At 72.6% G+C, this 17447-nt stretch carries 14 protein-coding genes, 2 pseudogenes and 1 riboswitch; of the genes and pseudogenes, 9 read left to right on the top strand and 7 right to left on the bottom strand.

Annotated features, from left to right (window positions below; all coding sequences use genetic code 11):
- Positions 1–19: 19 nt before the first annotated feature.
- The 6 genes and pseudogenes from AC3YNX_RS13710 to AC3YNX_RS13685 all read left to right on the top strand — a co-directional run bounded on the left by AC3YNX_RS13710 (position 20) and on the right by AC3YNX_RS13685 (position 7487).
- Positions 20–406, top strand: coding sequence for a hypothetical protein (locus AC3YNX_RS13710; protein ID WP_489995800.1), 387 nt, complete (start codon positions 20–22; stop codon positions 404–406).
- A gap of 25 nt (positions 407–431) precedes the next feature.
- A riboswitch (cobalamin riboswitch) is annotated at positions 432–589 on the top strand.
- Positions 567–4213 (top strand): annotated as a pseudogene (cobN, locus tag AC3YNX_RS13705) (cobaltochelatase subunit CobN). It overlaps the preceding riboswitch by 23 nt.
- A complete protein-coding gene (gene cobF, locus AC3YNX_RS13700) occupies positions 4210–4938 on the top strand; it encodes a precorrin-6A synthase (deacetylating) (protein WP_489995799.1) in 729 nt (242 codons plus the stop codon). The pseudogene cobN and the gene cobF overlap by 4 nt, the downstream one beginning before the upstream one ends.
- Entirely contained in the window at positions 4938–6371 is a 1434-nt protein-coding gene (locus AC3YNX_RS13695) for a cobyric acid synthase (RefSeq protein ID WP_489995798.1), read from the top strand. Before cobF ends, AC3YNX_RS13695 begins: the two co-directional genes overlap by 1 nt.
- The gene (locus AC3YNX_RS13690) at positions 6368–7120 is read left to right on the top strand and encodes a cobalt-precorrin-6A reductase (RefSeq protein WP_489995797.1); all 753 of its coding nucleotides are present in this window, start codon (positions 6368–6370) and stop codon (positions 7118–7120) included. Before AC3YNX_RS13695 ends, AC3YNX_RS13690 begins: the two co-directional genes overlap by 4 nt.
- 142 nt (positions 7121–7262) lie before the next feature.
- Entirely contained in the window at positions 7263–7487 is a 225-nt protein-coding gene (locus tag AC3YNX_RS13685; protein WP_489995796.1) for a hypothetical protein, read from the top strand.
- Positions 7488–7606: 119 nt separating this feature from the next.
- Here the strand turns inward: AC3YNX_RS13685 and AC3YNX_RS13680 are convergent, their stop codons facing one another.
- On the bottom strand, positions 7607–7888 hold the full coding sequence (locus AC3YNX_RS13680) for a hypothetical protein (RefSeq protein WP_489995962.1): 282 nt from the start codon (positions 7886–7888) through the stop codon (positions 7607–7609).
- Between the two features lie 162 nt (positions 7889–8050).
- Between AC3YNX_RS13680 and AC3YNX_RS13675 the strand changes: the two are divergent.
- Positions 8051–8351 (top strand): annotated as a pseudogene (locus tag AC3YNX_RS13675) (AAA family ATPase); the annotation flags it as partial.
- A 28-nt stretch (positions 8352–8379) separates the two neighbouring features.
- On the opposite strand, the gene AC3YNX_RS13670 reads toward AC3YNX_RS13675, so the two are convergent.
- Entirely contained in the window at positions 8380–9447 is a 1068-nt protein-coding gene (locus AC3YNX_RS13670; protein WP_489995795.1) for a zinc-binding dehydrogenase, read from the bottom strand.
- Positions 9448–9520: 73 nt separating this feature from the next.
- On the opposite strand from AC3YNX_RS13670, the gene AC3YNX_RS13665 reads away from it, so the two are divergent.
- Positions 9521–10096 carry a TetR/AcrR family transcriptional regulator gene (locus AC3YNX_RS13665; RefSeq protein ID WP_489995794.1) on the top strand — a complete coding sequence of 192 codons (576 nt, stop codon included), beginning with the start codon at positions 9521–9523 and terminating at the stop codon, positions 10094–10096.
- Between the two features lie 9 nt (positions 10097–10105).
- Here AC3YNX_RS13665 and AC3YNX_RS13660 read toward each other — a convergent pair whose 3' ends face one another.
- Complete coding sequence (locus AC3YNX_RS13660) at positions 10106–11119, bottom strand: hemolysin family protein (protein WP_489983278.1); 1014 nt, start codon at positions 11117–11119, stop codon at positions 10106–10108.
- Positions 11116–12486: a hemolysin family protein gene (locus AC3YNX_RS13655; protein WP_489995950.1), complete on the bottom strand. Its 1371-nt coding sequence runs from the start codon at positions 12484–12486 to the stop codon at positions 11116–11118. The genes AC3YNX_RS13660 and AC3YNX_RS13655 overlap by 4 nt, the downstream gene beginning before the upstream one ends.
- Before the next feature lie 666 nt (positions 12487–13152).
- Here AC3YNX_RS13655 and AC3YNX_RS13650 point away from each other — a divergent pair.
- Positions 13153–14526 (top strand): MFS transporter, encoded by a 1374-nt coding sequence (locus tag AC3YNX_RS13650; protein ID WP_489995949.1) that lies wholly within the window; start codon positions 13153–13155, stop codon positions 14524–14526.
- Between the two features lie 147 nt (positions 14527–14673).
- Here AC3YNX_RS13650 and AC3YNX_RS13645 read toward each other — a convergent pair whose 3' ends face one another.
- From AC3YNX_RS13645 to cobO, 3 genes are all read right to left on the bottom strand, one after another.
- Complete coding sequence (locus AC3YNX_RS13645) at positions 14674–15192, bottom strand: putative immunity protein (RefSeq protein WP_489995793.1); 519 nt, start codon at positions 15190–15192, stop codon at positions 14674–14676.
- A 268-nt stretch (positions 15193–15460) separates the two neighbouring features.
- Complete coding sequence (locus AC3YNX_RS13640) at positions 15461–16798, bottom strand: cobyrinic acid a,c-diamide synthase CobB (RefSeq protein ID WP_489995792.1); 1338 nt, start codon at positions 16796–16798, stop codon at positions 15461–15463.
- Positions 16795–17409, bottom strand: a complete 615-nt coding sequence (gene cobO, locus AC3YNX_RS13635) for a cob(I)yrinic acid a,c-diamide adenosyltransferase (RefSeq protein WP_489995791.1) — start codon at positions 17407–17409, stop codon at positions 16795–16797. The genes AC3YNX_RS13640 and cobO overlap by 4 nt, the downstream gene beginning before the upstream one ends.
- Positions 17410–17447: the final 38 nt, after the last annotated feature.

The raw sequence follows: 17447 nt of genomic DNA, 5'->3' as shown, positions 1-17447 counted from the left end.
TGTCGCTATTGTGTCCACCATGGACCTGAGCAAGCGTTCCGACGAGCGGCCGGCCCGGTCAGCCCCCATCGTCGCGGTGTTCGGCGGCACGGAGCGCCGCGGGCGGTGGCGCCCGGCGCAGCGAGTGGTCGCCGTGGCGCTGTTCGGTGGGGTGACCCTGGACCTCCGGGAGGCAGAGCTGCCCCCAGAGGTCCTGGATCTGCAGTGCTACGCCGCCTTCGGCGGGGTGCAGGTGACGGTGCCAGAGGGGACGCGGGTGGAGATGACCGGCTTCTCCCTCTTCGGCGGTCGCAGCGTCACGGCGAGCGGAGCGTCGGCGGTCCCCGGGGTGCCGGTGATCCGACTGCGCGCGGTGGCGTTCTTCGGCGGTGTCGAGGTGACGGCGAAGCCCTCCCGCCACGAGTGAGGGCCGACGTCACCGGGCTGCGCGGGTAGTCCCCGCAGCCCGTGGCTTACGCTGCTCGCCACAACGTCTCGTGGACCCAGGAACCCGGTGTGACTCCGGGGCGGTTCCGCCACTGTGAAGCCGGCTCCCACCTCAGGGTGGAGGCCGGCGCAGCCAGACACTGGCCACGGGACCTCCGTCGACCAGGGGCGAGAACCCCGAGGAGAAACCCGTGCGCATCGCGCTGCTCTCAACCTCTGACACCGACCTGCTCTCCGCCCGCGCCAGCGGCGCCGACTACCGGTGGGCCAACCCCGTCCGCCTCGCGGCGCGCAGCTGGGCGGAGGTGACCGGCGGCGCCGACCTGGCCGTGGTCCGCATCCTCGGCGGCCCGCAGGACCTCGGTGCGGACTTCACCGTGCTGCGTGCCAGTTGTGTGCCGGTGGTGGTGCTCGGCGGGGAGCAGCAGCCCAGTGCCGAGCTGATGGAGCTGTCCACCGTGCCCATCGGCGTGGCCGCGCAGGCGCACGCCTACCTGGCCGAGGGTGGGCCGGCCAACCTGGCTCAGCTGCACGCGTTCCTGTCCGACACCGTGCTGCTCACCGGGGAGGGCTTCGCCGCGCCGGCCACGGTCCCGGTGTGGGGCGTCGCCGAGCGCGCCCCCGGTGCCGACGGCCTGCCCCGCGTCGGTGTCCTCTACTACCGCGCCCACGAGGTCAGCGGCAACGCCGCCTTCGCGCACGCCCTGGCCGACGCGGTGGATGCCACCGGCCGGGCCGTGGGGGTGCCGATCTTCGCCGGGTCGCTGCGCTCGGCGCCGGAGGAGCTCTACACCGCGCTCGGCAGCCTGGACGCCCTGGTGGTCACCGTGCTGGCCGCCGGGGGCAGCGTGCCGGCCACCGCCTCGGCCGGGGGTGCGGACGAGGCGTGGGACGTGGAGCGGATGGCGGCGCTGGACATCCCGGTGCTGCAGGGGCTGTGCCTGACGTCCACCCGCGCCGAGTGGGCGGCCTCCGACGACGGGGTGACGCCGCTGGACTCCGCCACCCAGATCGCCATCCCGGAGTTCGACGGCCGCATCATCACCGCGCCGTTCTCGTTCAAGGAGATCGACGCCGACGGCCTGCCGCGCTACGTGGCCGACCCCGAGCGCGCGGCCCGGGTGGCGGGCATCGCCGTCAACCACGCCTGCCTGCGCCACGTCCCGCCCGCGCAGCGCCGGATCGCGCTGATGCTCTCGGCCTACCCCACCAAGCACTCCCGGGTGGGCAACGCGGTGGGGCTGGACACCCCGGTGTCCACCATCCGGCTGTTGCGACGAATGCGCGACGCCGGCTACGACCTGGGCGCCCCGGGGGAGATCCCCGGCCTCGACCAGGCCACTGACACCCAGGCCGCTGACACCCAGGCCGGCGACGCCCTCATCCACGCGCTGATCGCCGCCGGCGGTCAGGACGAGGAGTGGCTCACCGCCGCCCAGGTCACCGACGCGCACGTGCGCATCAGCCCCGCCGACTACCAGCGGTGGACCGCAGACCTGCCCGCCGAGCTGATGGCCGACGTCGTCGCGGCGTGGGGAGCCGCACCGGGCACGCTGTTCACCAACGACGCCGGCGAGATCGTGCTGGCCACCATCCAGGCCGGCAACGTGGTGCTGCTCATCCAGCCCCCGCGCGGGTTCGGGGAGAACCCGGTGGCCATCTACCACGACCCCGACCTGGTCCCCAGCCACCACTACCTCGCGGCCTACCGCTGGGTGGAGCACGGCTTCGGCGCCCACGCGGTGGTCCACCTGGGCAAGCACGGCTCGATGGAGTGGCTGCCCGGCAAGAACGCGGCGCTGTCAGCCTCCTGCGCCACCGACGCCGCCATCGGCAACCTGCCGCTGATCTACCCGTTCCTGGTCAACGACCCCGGCGAGGGGGCGCAGGCCAAGCGCCGGGCGCACGCCACCATCGTCGACCACCTCATCCCGCCGATGGCGCGGGCGGAGACCTACGGCGACATCGCCCGGCTGGAGCAGCTGCTCGACGAGCACGCCAACATCGCCGCCATGGACCCGGCCAAGCTGCCGTCGGTGCGCGGGGAGATCTGGCAGCTGATGCACGCCGCGGAGATGCACCGCGACCTCGGCCTGGAGGAGCGGCCCGGCGACGAGGAGTTCGACGACTTCCTGCTGCACGTGGACGGCTGGCTCTGCGAGATCAAGGACGCCCAGATCCGCGACGGCCTGCACGTGCTGGGCCAGGCGCCGCAGGGGCAGGCACGGGTCAACCTGGTGCTGGCCATCCTGCGGGCGGCGCAGGTGTGGGGCGGGCAGTCCCAGGCGGTGCCCGGGCTGCGGGCGGCGCTGGGACTCAAGGCCGACGAGGCGGTCACCGCGGTGGACGCGGTGGAGGAGCGGGCTCGGGCACTGGTGCAGGGCATGGAGGACGCCGGCTGGGTGCCCGAGCTCGCGGTGGCGCTGCACGACGACCCGCAGGTGCAGCAGGTGCTGCGCTTCGCCGCCGAGCAGGTGGTGCCGCGGCTGGCCCGCACCACCGATGAGCTGGACGCGGTGCTGCACGCCCTGGACGGCGGGTTCGTCCCCGCCGGCCCGTCGGGCTCCCCGCTGCGCGGCCTGGTCAACGTGCTGCCCACCGGCCGCAACTTCTACACCGTCGACCCCCGCGCCGTGCCCTCACGCCTGGCGTGGCAGACCGGCCAGGCGATGGCCGACTCGCTGCTGCAGCGCTACCTCGACGACACCGGTGAGTACCCGGCCTCGGTGGGGCTGAGCGTGTGGGGCACCAGCGCGATGCGCACCTCCGGCGACGACATCGCCGAGGTGCTGGCGCTGCTGGGCGTTCGCCCGGAGTGGGACGAGGCGTCGCGGCGGGTCAGCGACCTGCACGTGGTGCCGCTGGCCGAGCTCGGGCGGCCCCGCATCGACGTCACGGTGCGCATCTCCGGGTCTTCCGTGACGCCTTCCCGCACGTGGTGGCCATGCTCGACGACGCCGTCCGGCTGGTGGCGGTCCTGGACGAGCCCGACGAGGACAACTACGTGCGCGCGCACAGCCGCGCCGACCTCGCCGAGCACGGCGACCAGCGGCGGGCCACCACCCGCATCTTCGGCTCCAAGCCCGGCTCCTACGGGGCGGGCATCCTGCAGCTGCTGGAGCAGGGCAGCTGGCGCGACGACTCCGACCTGGCCGAGGTGTACACCTCCTGGGGCGGCTTCGCCTACGGCCGCGACCTGGACGGGGTGCCGGCGGCCGACGACATGCGCAGCAGCTACCGGCGCATCGCCGTGGCCGCCAAGAACGTGGACACCCGCGAGCACGACATCGCCGACTCCGACGACTACTTCCAGTACCACGGCGGCATGGTCGCCACCGTCCGTGCGCTCACCGGCACGGCGCCGCAGGCCTACGTGGGTGACTCCACCGCACCCGACGCGGTGCGCACCCGCACCCTGCAGGAGGAGACCAACCGGGTGTTCCGCGCCCGGGTGGTCAACCCGCGGTGGATCGGGGCGATGCAGCGCCACGGGTACAAGGGCGCCTTCGAGCTGGCCGCCACGGTGGACTACCTGTTCGGCTTCGACGCCACCGCCGGGGTGGTGCACGACTGGATGTACGCCGCCCTGGCCCAGGAGTACGTGCTGGACCAGACCAACCAGGACTTCATGCGCACGTCCAACCCGTGGGCGCTGCGCGGCATCGTGGAGAAGCTGCACGAAGCCGCCGAGCGGGGCCTGTGGGCCGAGCCGGACCCGCAGCTGCTGGCCGCGATGCAGCAGGTGTACCTGGAGCTGGAGGGCGACCTGGAGGACGGGCCCGCATGAGGCGGCTGGTGGTGATCGGCATCGGCATGGGCCCGCAGCACGTCACCCCGGAGGCGGCGGCTGCACTGTCCTCAGTGGACTACGTGCTGGCTTTCGCCAAGTGCGCTGACGATCCGCTGGTGGCGGTGCGCGCGCAGGTGTGCCGCCGCTTCGGTGACGTGCCCCTGGTGGTGGTGCCGGACCCGCCCCGCGACCGCGCCGACCCGGCCGACTACCCCGCGGCAGTGCGTGACTGGCACGCTGCCCGCGTCGCGGCCTACCGGCAGGTGCTCACCGAGCGGCCCGGCGATGTGGCCCTGCTCGCCTGGGGCGATCCGTCGCTGTACGACTCCACCCTGCGGCTGGTCGACGCCCTCGCCGCCGACGGTGACGTGACGGTGGAGGTGGTGGCGGGCATCAGCGCCCCGCAGCTGCTGGCCGCGCGGCACCGCGTGGTGCTGCACGAGGTGGGCCAGCCGGTGCACGTCACCACCGGTCGACGGCTGCGGGAGGCGGTCGACGCGGGACAGGGCAACCTCGTGGTGATGCTCAACAGCACCGTCGAGCTGGACGGGCTGGCCGACTGGCAGGTCTGGTACGGCGCGAACCTCGGGGCACCGGGGGAGCAGCTGGTGGCCGGCCGGGTGAGCGACGTGCAGGCCCAGCTGGTGGCTGCTCGGGAGCGGGCTCGCGCCGCCGACGGCTGGGTGATGGACGTGCTGCTGCTGCGCCGGGAGCGGTCCTGATGGCCGGGCTGCTGGTCGCCGGCACCACCTCCGACGCGGGCAAGACGCTGGTGGTCACCGGGCTGTGCCGGGCGTTGGCGCGCCGCGGCGTCCGGGTGGCGCCCTACAAGGCGCAGAACATGTCCAACAACTCCATGGTGGTCACCGGCCCGGACGGCCACGGTGCGGAGATCGGCCGCGCGCAGTGGATCCAGGCGCTCGCCGCCAGCGCCGAGCCCGAGGTGGCGATGAACCCGGTGCTGCTCAAGCCGGGCAGCGACCGGCGCAGCCACGTGGTGCTGCTGGGCCGGCCCGCCGGCGAGGTGTCGGCCCGGGACTTCGTGGACGGTCGTCGCCACCTCGCCGCCACTGCGCACGCCGCCTACGACGACCTGGCCAGCCGGTACGAGGTGGTGGTGGCCGAGGGGGCGGGAAGCCCCGCGGAGATCAACCTGCGGGCCGGCGACTACGTGAACCTGGGGCTGGCCCGGCACGCCGACCTGCCCACCGTGGTGGTCGGCGACATCGACCGGGGCGGGGTGTTCGCCGCCTTCCTGGGCACCGTGGCCCTGCTGGAGCCAGCTGACCAGGCGCTCGTGGCGGGCTTCGTGGTCAACAAGTTCCGCGGTGACGCCACCCTGCTCGAGCCGGGGCTGAGCCTGCTCGCCGAGCTCACGGGGCGGCGCACCTACGGGGTGCTGCCCTGGCACCCCGACGTCTGGCTGGACTCCGAGGACGCCCTGGACCTGGAGGGGCGCCGGTCGCGTGGCTCGGGGCGCAAGGTCGCGGTGGTCCGGCTGCCCCGCATCAGCAACGGCACCGACGTGGACGCCCTGGGCCTGGAGCCCGACCTGGACGTGGTGTTCGCCTCCGACCCGCGCCAGCTCTCCGACGCCGAGCTGGTGGTGCTGCCCGGCACCCGCGCCACCGTGGCCGACCTGCGCTGGCTGCGCGAGCGGGGTCTGGACCGGGCGGTGGTCGACCACGCCCGGGCCGGACGGCCGGTGCTGGGCATCTGCGGCGGCTGCCAGCTGCTGGGCACCGAGATCGCCGACCCGCACGGCGTGGAGGACCGCCCCGGCGCCGTGGTGCCTGGTCTGGGCCTGCTGGACGTGTGCACCGAGTTCACCCCCGAGAAGGTGCTGCGGCGGCACCATCCGGCGGGCTACGAGATCCACCACGGCCGTCCCACCGGCCAGCTCAGCGCGCGGTCGGTCACCGGCACGATGGTGCACGGCAGCCTGGAGGACGACGCCACCCGCAGCGCCTACCTGGCTGGAGCGCTGCCCGGGTGGACCCCGTCCGGGGTGAGCTTCGCCGCCGCCCGGCAGCGGCGCATCGACCTGCTCGGTGACCTGGTGGAGCGCCACCTGGACGTGGACGCCCTGCTGGCGCTGGCCCGCTCGGGGGCACCGGCGGGTCTGCGGCTGCTGGAGCCGGGGGCGAGTCGGTGAGGGTGCTGGTGCTGGGCGGCACCGCCGAGGCCCGGGCACTGGCGGCGGCGCTGGTGGCTGAGGGCGTCGAGGTGGTCTCCTCGCTGGCCGGTCGGGTGCAGCGGCCGCGGCTGCCGGTGGGGCAGGTGCGCATCGGCGGTTTCGGCGGGGTGGCGGGACTGCGGGCCTGTGCCGCGGACTTCGACGCCGTGGTGGACGCCACCCATCCCTTCGCCGCCCGGATCACCGCCAACGCGGCCGCCGCCTGCACCGCCACGCCACTGCTGCGCCTGGCCCGCCCTGGCTGGGCGGCCGATGACCCGGGGAGCTGGACGTGGGTGGACTCCCACGAGGAGGCCGCCACCCAGGCCGCGGCCGGCCAGCGGCCGTTTCTCACCGTGGGCCGCCAGGAGCTCGGGCGGTTCGTGGGGCCGCTGGCGGAGCACGCCGTGCTGGCCCGCGTGGTGGACGAGCCGGAGCAGCCGCTGCCACCGGGCTGGCAGCTGTTGCGCAGCCGAGGCCCGTACACAGTGGACGGTGAGCGTGCAGTGCTGGCCGAGCACTGGGCGGACGTGCTGGTCACCAAGGACTCCGGGGGAGCGCACACCCGCGCCAAGCTGCACGCCGCGGCGGAGCTGGGAGTGCCCGTGGTGGTGGTGCGCCGGCCGCCGCTGCCGGCCGGGCTGCGCACGGTGGCTGACGTGGCCGCCGCACTGGCGTGGGTCACTGCCCAGGGCCCGGCTGGCGCGGTTTGTCAGGGTCCGGCGTAGAACGGGGCGTGCTCCGGTCCGCACGTGTGCCCAGAGCGTGCGTTCGTCAGGTGGCCCAGTCGCCGAACCACGGTGGACCGAAGGAACGCCGCCGTGGTCGCGTGCCGGTGGGGCAGACTGCCGGAGGACCCACGACTGCTCAGTGACCCTGCGCAGCACCGGCGAGCGCAATTGTCAGCCAGCGGTGCACGGAGAAGGTAGGAATCCCATGCAGGACGCAGCCTGGTTGTTGTTGCTGGTCGGCATCGGGTTTTCCCTGACCAACCTTGTCTACAAGAGCACCCGAGGTCGGCAGAACTCACCCAGCCTGGTCCTGCTGAGCGCTGGTGCGCTGCTGCTGTCAGTGCTGCTCTTCATCGCGCTCTAGACACCCGGCGGCCGTGCGCCGTGTGCCCGGCCGCGGTGCGCATGCAAGGCTCGCTGCGAGCTCCCGCCGTGCCTGATCACCGCTGTGCGTCGGCAGCGCGACTCCGACCCCGACCATCACTACTGCGCCGGATTCACACCGGCTTCCTCGTGCCCGCAAGGGGGAGGGGACTGCGCTTCGCCCTCGGGGTCAGAGGGGTGCGATCCGGGTCGTGACTCCTCGTCCTCGAGGTACTTGAGGGTGATGGAGATGCCGGTGAAGAGCGCCGCCACCACACCCGCGAAGAGCATGTGCTCGCTCGGACCCCGGAGCGCACCGAACACGACCGCGGCGAGGAGGTAGCCGCCCAGCGGCCCGTAGTTGGCCTTGCGGATCGCTTTCCCCAGCTTTGGGTAGTCCACTGCACCCCGCCTCGTCGTCACCTTCTCCGCCGGCAATGGCCGTCGAGCCTAGGTGGGGAACTGCCCGGGGCGTGGGCGTTTCCAGCAAACGTCCTGCCCTGGCCAGAATGTGTTGGGAGGACCTGCGCGACGTGCTCGTCGACGACGCGGCCCTGCCTCGCGACCATCGTCGGCGACCGCACCCAGGCCCGGCACGGGTTCCCGGAGTCGTGGCAGCAACGCTTGGCGCGGATCGGGCTGCCCCGTGCGGACGTCGCGCCGTTGAGCATCAACTACCGCAAGCCCACCGAGGTGATGGCTGAGGCGGAGCCGGTGATCCGGGCCGTGCTGCCGACGCCAACGTGCCGACGTCCGTGCGCAGCACCGGTGTACCCGTGACCCACGGCGCGGGGTCCGAGCTGGACTCGGTGCTCGAGTCTGGCTTGCTGCACACGCCGAGGGGATCGCGTGCGTCATCAGCAACCGAGAGGTGGGGGAGCGGGTCACTACACCTAGGGCTGCAGCACAATCTTTCCCACGTGGTTGCGCTGGCCGAGCTCCTCCTGCGCCTGGGCTGCCTGCTCCAGCGGGAAGGTCGCTGCGATCACCGGCTGCACCTGCCCGGCACGCGCGATGTCCATCAGCAGGTCGAAGTGCGCTGGCGTGTGCATGCTGGAGCCGATGAGCTGGATGTTGTGCAGGTAGAGCCGGCGCACGTCGAACGCCACCTCGTGCCCGCCGAGGGCACCGGCGATCACCCACCTGCCGCCCTCGCGCAGCAAGGGCAGCCCCTCGCCGACCAGCTGACCGGCCACCACGTCCAGCACCACGTCGACGCCGTCCGGGGCTGCAGTGCGCGCCTGGTCGATCACGTCGGCGCCGCGGTCGATCACCTCGTGGGCCCCGGCCTCGCGCACGGTCGTCAGCTTGGCGCCGCTGCTGACGGCGAGCACCGTGGCTCCGCGGGCCCGGGCCAGCTGCACCGCGGCGAGGCCCACTCCACCGGAGGCGCCGGTGACCAGCACGGTGTCGCCCGCGCGCACCCGACCGCGCTCGATCATGCCCAGCGCCGTGCCGTACGCGGTGGGCAGCGCGGCCAGCTGGGCGTCGGAGAGCGGGGAGCTGGTCACGTCGTGGATGCGCTGGGCCGGCGCGAGCACGTGCTCGGCGTACCCGCCGTCCCACTCGCTGCCCATCAACCCCACCGGGTTCGCGTCGGGCGTCTCGGCGTCGTAGCGCGCGGGGTCGATCACCACCCGACGGCCCACCAGGTCTTCCGCGACGTCCGGACCGACGGCGGTCACCACCCCCGCGACGTCGGCACCCTGGATGCGCGGAAAGTCGACCGGCCCACGCCACCCCGCCAGTGCGTCGGGATCCCCGGGCAACCCGTAGGCGCCCTGGCGGGTCCACAGGTCTGTGTTGTTCAGGGCCACCGCCCGAACCTGCACCAGCACCTGTCCCGCAGCCGGAGCCGGGACCGGCACCTGCACGACCTCCAGCACCTCCGGTCCGCCGTGCGCCGTGATCCGCACCGCCTGCATCGTTGCCGCCGCCGACACTGTCTCGGGCACCGTCATGACCAACCTCCATCGCTACACTGATCGGTGAACTGTGCTGGCAACGGTAGACCGATCGGTGAAGGAGCGCGACATGGAGACCGATCGACCCCTGACCCCGGCCGGCCAGCGGATCGTGGCGGCCGCCGAGGACCTCTTCTACAACCGGGGCATCACCGCTGTGGGCGTCGACCTCATCGCGGAGCGCTCCGGCGTCACCAAGCGCACCTTGTACAACCAGTTCGGCTCCAAGGACACCGTGGTACTGGCCTACCTCACCGCCCGCGGTGAGCGCTGGCGTGCGCTGGTGGGGGACACCGTCGCCGCCGCCGGCGACCCGGTGGCGGCGGTGACGGCGCCATTCGTGGCCCTGCAGGAGTGGAGCGCGACGAGCTCCCGTGGCTGCGCGTTCATCAACGCTCTCGCCGAGCTGCCCGAGCCGGCGCACCCCGCGCACCGCCTGGCCGTCGAGCAGAAGCACTGGCTGCTGAACCTCTTCCAGCGTCTGGCCACCGCGGCCGGCTGCACCCAGCCCGATCAGCTGGCCACCCAGCTCCTGGTGCTGCACGAGGGGGCGCTGGCCACGCAGCCCCTCGGCCTGGACACCCTGCACGCGAGCACCGCGCTGGCCCGCGAACTCACGCTGGCCAGCTGCCCGGCCGCCCGGTGACCGCCCGTCTCATCCCGCCGCGACGGTGCGTGGGAACAGCCGGGCCAGCACGTCGGCGAGGGTGATGACCCCTGCCACCGACGTGCCGTCGGTGACCACCGCCAGGTGGTTGCGGGTCTCCCGCATCGAGGCCAGCGCCACGTAGACCGGGGTGTGCGGCTCGAGGGTGAACACCGGCCGCATGAGCTCGACGACGGGACGCTCCACGGGCTGGTTGAGGGTGTCGCGCACGTGCACCACGCCGTGCACGGTGTGCCGGTCACCCACCAGGATGCGCAGGTGCCCGGAGGAGCGGGTGGCCGTCTGCACGTCGGCGACCGTGGCCTCCACCGGCACCGTGGTGGGCGCGCCGGGGGCGGTGAGCAGGTCGCTCACCGTGAGCGTCTGCAGGTCCAGGGCGCCGGAGAGCTGGGCGAAGTACGACGGGTCCAGGGCTCCCACGTTGGCGGAGTGCTCCACCAGGTGACGCAGGTCGTCCGGGCTCTGTCCCGACTCGACCTGGCCGGTCGGTTCCACCCCCACCTTGCGCAGGCACCAGTTGGCCATGTTGTTGAGCCCGGTCAGCAGCGGACGGGTCAGCCACATGAAGCCGCGCATCGGGATGGCCAGCAGGGTGGCCGAGGTCTCCGGGTGGGCGATCGCCCAGGACTTCGGTGCCATCTCACCGACCACCAGGTGCAGGAACGTCACGATGACCAGGGCCAGGACGAACCCGCCGACGTCGGCGACCCACAGCGGCGCCCCCCACGACTCGAAGGCAGGAGTGAGCCAGTGGTGCACCGCGGGCTTGGTGATGGCACCGAGCGCCAAGGTGCACGCGGTGATGCCCAGCTGGGAGCCGGCCAGCAGCACGGTCAGCTCGGTGGAGCTGCGCAGCGCGGCGCGGGCCGAGCGGCTGTTGGCGGCGGCGTCCTCCAGGCGGTGCCGCTTGGCGGCGAGCAGCGCGAACTCGACGGCGACGAAGAACGCGCTGAGCGCGATGATGACGACGGTGACGGCGACGATCACCCAGGGGCTGCTCATCGGTCTTCCTCCCCAGCTGGGTCGGCCGGGAAGACCACGCGGACCAGGGACGGCACGTGCCGGTCGATCTCGATCACCTCGACGCGCAACCAGGCCGGCACGGGATCGTCGGCGAGGGCTAGGTCGGCGGGATCCAGAGGCAGCTCGACGTCGATGCGCGTCCCGGGCTCGGGCAGGGCGCCGTGCTGGTCGATGGCCAGTCCGGCGATGGTCTCGTAGTCACCGCGTGGCAGGTCACGGCCGATGGCGCGCTCCACCTCGTCGATGTGGATGTCGCCGGCCATCACCCACGTGCCGTCGTCGTCGCGCGGCACGATGGTGGGGGTGGCGGGATCGTGTTCGTCGGTGATCTCACCCACCAGCTCCTCGGCGAGGTCCTCGGCGGTGAGCACGCCGGCGAACCCGCCGTACTCGTCGATCACGCAGGCCAGCTGGTTGCGGGTCTCGGTCAGCTCGCGCAGCGCGTCGGGCAGGCTCATCGCGGTCGGGAGCACCACCGCGGGTCGCATGAAGTCGCGGGCCGGGGTGGAGTCGGGCTGCGTGGCGCTCAGCACGTCGACCAGGTGCACCACGCCGGCGACCTGCTCGTCGTCGGTGAGCACCGGGTAGCGGGAGTGCCCGGCCGCCATCTGGGCGCGCACCTGCGCGAGGGAGTCGGTGACGTGCACGGCGTCCACCCGGGAGCGGGGGACCATCGCGTGCTCGGCGTCGCGGTCCGGGAAGTCCAGGATGCGGTCGAGCAGCACCGAGAGCTCGCCCGGCAGGTCCCCGCTCTGGCGGGAGTCGGCCACGATGTGCTCGAGGTCGCGGGCAGTGGCGGAGTGCTCGAGGTCGTGCACCGGCTCGATCCGCAGCGCCCGCAGCAGCAGGTTGGAGGCCTGGTCGAAGATCGCGATGAGCCACCCGAACAGTGCCAGGTAGACGGTGGTGGACCGAGCCAGCCACAGCGCGACCGGTTCGGGCCGGGCGATGGCCAGGTTCTTGGGGAACAGCTCGCCGAAGAGCATCTGGATGAACGTGGAGAACACCAGTGCCAGCACCGTGCCCACCGCGATGCCCACGCCGGTGGGCACCGAGACTCCACCGAGTGCGTCACCGATGGACTCACCGACCAGCGGCTCGGCGACGTAGCCGACCAGCAACCCGGTGACGGTGATGCCCAGCTGGGCGCCGGAGAGCATGAAGGACGTGCGCTTGGTGACCGCCAGGGCACGCTGGGCGCCGGCGTCTCCGGCGCTGGCTCGCGCGCCCAGCCGGGAGCGGTCGACCGCCATGTACGCGAACTCCTGGGCCACGAAGTAGCCCGTGACCGCGGTGATGGCCAGGATCACCAGGACGCCCAGCAGCAGTGTCAACACCCACATCAGGCTCTGCACCCCCTTGTCGCAGCACTGGTGGCCGGCACAAGGGGGTTCGTACTGTCTGCGTCCATGTCTCTCTCAGGTCGTGGGGCAGGTCGACAGCGCACCGACTCTGCGCCGCGCCTGGGTTCCCGAACCAGCTCACGTTATGGGCGAATTGCCCGGTTCCGATCGTACGGGTCAGCTGGCTCGTCGAGCACCTCCCGTGCCGTCGAACCTCGGGGACCTGGGACGTCCCGCTCAGCGGATGAGGGTTTTTGACCGGCTCTCCGCGGTCGCCCTACCGTCAGGCGTCATGCGCCAGACCACGGTCACCGGCCTGATGCACCCACGGTGACCCGCACCGTGCGGAGCTTGCTCACGTCGGCGCCACGGCGGCGCAGCTCGACCACGCGTCCTCCGACCGACCGTCCTGAGGACGACCACCACAACACGATCTGTGCCAGCCCGCCGGCTGGCCGCGCGGCCGAAGGCGGCCGGCAGATCCGACCATGCACGACGCCCAGGCCGACAGCGCTGCTGCCCCGGCTGTGCTGACGTGCGCACGCACCCTGCCGAAGGACCACCGTGACGCTGCCACCACCCGCTCCCGTGCCCGCCGACCATGCTGGCAGCAGCACCGAGACCTCCCCGGCGCTGCGCGGCCGCTTCGCTCGACAGCGCCCCGCGTGGGTGATCATCGCCGTGCTGGTGGCGGTGGAGGTCATCAGCGCGTTCGAGACGTCGATGGTGTTCGCGGCGCTGCCCACGTTCATCGAGGAGTTCGACAGCGACGCCGCCACCGTGGGCTGGGCCGTCACCGCCTTCCTGCTGGTGGCTGCGGCCTCGGCCGCGGTCTGCGGACGCCTCGGGGACATGTACGGCCGGGAGCGCGTGCTCGTCGTCCTGCTGGCCGCCGCCGCCATCGGCTCGTTCGTCAGCGCGATCGGCGACAGCATCAGCAGCATCATCATCGGCCGCGCCATCCAGGGTGTTGCGGGGGCGATCCTGCCGCTGTGCATCGGCCTGGCTCGGGAGCACCTGCCCGTCGCCAAGGTGCCGGTGGCCATCGCGATCATCTCCGGCTCCGCCGTCGCCGCCGGTTCGGCCTCGCTGCTGGTGGCCGGCCTGATGCTGGACCACGCGAGCTGGCACATGATCTTTGTCGTCGCCGCCGTCTACGCCGTGCTGTCCCTGCTGCTGGTGTGGTTCGTGCTGCCGTGGCGCCGGCCCACCGGCGCCACGCAGCAGGTGGACTACGTCGGCACCCTGGCGTTCGCGCCGGCCATCGGGGCGATCCTGCTGGGCATCAACAAGTCCGGCGCCTGGGGCTGGAGCGACCCCAAGACCCTCGGCCTGGTGGTCGGTGGCCTGGCCGTGCTGGCCCTCTGGGTGCAGTGGGAGCTGCGGGTGACCGATCCGGTCATCAACGTGCGGATGTTCACCGACCGCAAGATCGCGCTGACGATGTGCGCGACCCTGGCCATCGCCGTCGGCCCGCTGGGCATCTCCACGATGATCATCCCGATGATCCTGCAGTCGCCGACGACCGCCCCGTTCGGACTGGGGATCTCACCCACCGACGCCGGGTGGCTGAGCTTCATCGGGTCGATGTTCGGCTTCGTGTGTACTCCGCTCAGCGGGCGCATCACGCGGGCCGTCGGCTCGCGGGCGGCGATGCTGCTGGGCACCGCGCTGTTCACCCTGAGCAGCGCCATGATGCTGGTGCTGCACGAGACGGTCGCCGGCATGGTCGCGATGGTGATCACCGTGTCCATCGGCACCGCCTTCGCCTACACCGCGCTGCCCAACCTGATCGTCGAGGCGGTGCCCGAGGGCAACACCAGCGAGGTGACCGGCACCAACACCGTGCTGCGCATGGCGGGCCAAGGCATCGGCACGTCCATCGCCACCACGCTGCTGGCCTCCTCCGCCGCGGCCGCCGGCAGCGCCGCGCCCACGATCAGCGGGCTGAACATGGTGGGCGGACTGATGATCGGCGGCGGGCTGCTGACCATCGCCTTCACCTTGCTCATCCGCCGCGGCACCGTCTACGCCAACGCCTGACCTGGCTGCTCGACCAGGCGCGGGGCGCTCCCGCGCACGTCGACCTGTGGAGCGGGTGATCTCCGGGACCTTCCCGCTGGGGCAGGCCGCCCGGGCGCAGGAGGAGCTCAGCCAGCGCAACCTCGTGGGCAAGATCGTGCTGAAGCCCTAGTGGGTGCTCTCGGAGAAGGCTGACCAGCAGATGTCGTTTCGCCGGGCCTGGTCGTCGAGGACGAGCTTGCGGACCGGTCTCGGGAGGCGAGCGCGCTGCCAATCACGTTCGGCCCGACCTGCCCCCGCATCATCGGGTGGCGCGCTCCGCACGGCCTTGATCGCGTAGGCCGCGGCACCGAGATCGTGCTCTGCGACGTGTCCGACGCAGGCAGCCTGCCCGGCCGAGTAGGCGGCGAACCGGGCCGCGCCGGCCAGTGGTCGAGCAGCACCCATCGCGTGTCCCCCTGCCGCGCGTGCCTGCAGCATCGGCATCTCGCCGTGCGCCCACGCGCGGGCGGCGGCGATCGCGTCCCGTGGTCGCGGATCATCCGGCCGCTCACGCTCGAAGTAGCCAACCACGTGCTCGGCGCACTCGGCGGCCCACAGCGCGAGCAGGTGGTGATCGTCGTCGGTCAGCGTGCCGCCCCGACGGATGGTGACCATGCGCAGGTCGCGGACCTTGGGCAGAATCATCGTGGGCTCGGCTCCCAGGTCGTGTCGCAGTGATGAGCTGACTGATCGTAGGTTTGCCCGCGTGGGCCGCCGATCAGGCTTGCAGCACACTCCCAGCTACGGGACGAAGTAGCGAATGAATCTGCTCAAGCTCACTGTTGCTCCGATGGCCATGTCGGTCCTGGTTGGACTCTTCGCGCGGCAGCGAATCGTGGCCTTACGGACACTAATGTCAACGGGAACTGTGAACGAGTACGGGTGATGTCCGTGGGACACGGGCTCGGCGAGGTCACATCCGCGCGTGCACCGCGTCGGCGAAGCGCTGCGCCAGCTGGGGGTGCCCGGCCCAGTGGGTGTGCAGGTAGGAGGCGTGCAGCGTCGGCCCGGTGTGCCCGATCACCACGCCGTCCACGATCCACGCCGGGGCATCCCCGGCCTGCGGGATGGTGTGGGTGCGGTGGAACTCGTGCCCGGTGACGCACTCGCCGGCGCGGGTGAGCAGCGAGTCGGTGGCGGCCCGCGCCACCGGGTAGCGCAGGGTGAGCCGGTCGGTCATCACCGCGTCGGCGTCCAGCACCCCGGCCATCGGGTGCTCGTCCAGGGCGCGCGAGAGGTACAGCAACCCGGCGCACTCGGCCACGGTGGGCACCCCGTCGGCCACGGCGGCGGCGATCGCCCGGCGCAGCGGCTCGTTGGCCGACAGCTCCGCGGCGTGCACCTCTGGGAACCCGCCACCCAGGTACAACCCGGCGGTCCCGGCGGGCAGCGCCGCGTCGGCCAGCGGGTCGAAGGGCACCACCTTGCAGCCGGCGGCGGCCAGCAGCTCGTCAGTCTCGGTGTAGCGGAAGGTGAACGCACGCCCGCCGGCCACCGCCACCACCGGCCGCCGCGCCGATGCTGCGGTGACCTCCGCCGCCGGGTCCCACGCCGGGGCGTCCAGGTCGGGGGCGGTGCGGGCCAGGGCGAGCACGGCGTCGAGGTCGACGTGCTCGGTGATCTGTTCGGCCAGCCGGTCCAGGGCAGCGGCGGAGAGCTCCCGCTCCGCGGCGGGGACCAGGCCGAGGTGGCGCGACGGGGCAGCCACCGCCTGGTCGCGGGGCAACGTGCCCAGCACCGGCAGGTCGATGGCGGCGGCCACCTCCGCGGCGTGCCGCGGGGAGCCCGCCTTGTTCAGGATGACGCCACAGACCTCCGTGGCGGAGTCCCAGGTGGCCAGGCCGTGCACCACGGCGGCGATGGTGCGCGAGGCACGGGAGATGTCCACCACCAGCACCACCGGGGTGCGGGTCAGCGCGGCGACGTGGGCGGTGGAGGCGAAGCCGTGGCCGCCGTTGCGGCCGTCGAACAGACCCATCACCCCCTCCACCACCGCCACGTCAGCCCCCGCAGCCCCGTGCAGCAGCAGCGGGACCACCCGGCCCTCGCCCACCAGGTGCGGGTCGAGGTTGCGGCCGGGCCGCCCGCAGGCCAGCGCGTGGTAGCCGGGGTCGATGTAGTCCGGGCCCACCTTGTGCCCGCTCACCACGTGACCGGCGCGGGTGAGCGCGGCCATCAACCCGGTGGCCACGGTGGTCTTGCCCTGCCCCGTTCCGGGCGCGGCCAGCACCAGCCGGGGCAGCGCGCTCACCACTCGATGCCCCGCTGACCCTTCTGCCCGGCGTCCATCGGGTGCTTCACCTTGGCCATCTCGGTGACCAGGTCGGCCACCTCCACCAGGCGGGGATCGGCGCGACGGCCGGTGACTACCACGTACTGGTGGCCGGGCCGGTTGGCCAGCGTCTGCACCACGTCGTCGACGCCCACCCAGCCCCACTGCATCGGGTAGGTGAACTCGTCGAGGACATAGAGGTCGTGGGTCTGGGCGGCCAGGCGGCGCTTGACCTCCGCCCACCCCTCCGCTGCCGCGGCGGCGTGGTCGTCCTCGCTGCCGGCCTTGCGGCTCCACGACCAGCCCGCGCCCATCTTGTGCCACTGCACCGGCCCGCCCTCGCCGGTCTCCTCGTGCAGCCGGCCCAGCCGCTCCAGCACGGTCTGCTCGCCGATGCGCCACTTGGCCGACTTCACGAACTGGAACACCCCGACGTTCCACCCCTGGTTCCAGGAGCGGATGGCCAGGCCGAACGCGGCGGTGGACTTCCCCTTCCCGTCTCCGGTGTGGACCATCAGCAGCGGTCGGTTGCGGCGCTGGCGGGTGCTGAGCCCGTCGTCGGGCACGGTGGTGGGCTGTCCTTGCGGCATGGGTGACCTCGTCTGGTGTCGGAAGAAGATGGTGGCTG

The sequence above is a fragment of the Rhodococcus sp. Z13_19A genome (assembly GCF_058133575.1).
This window is presented reverse-complemented; position numbering and strand designations above follow the sequence as displayed.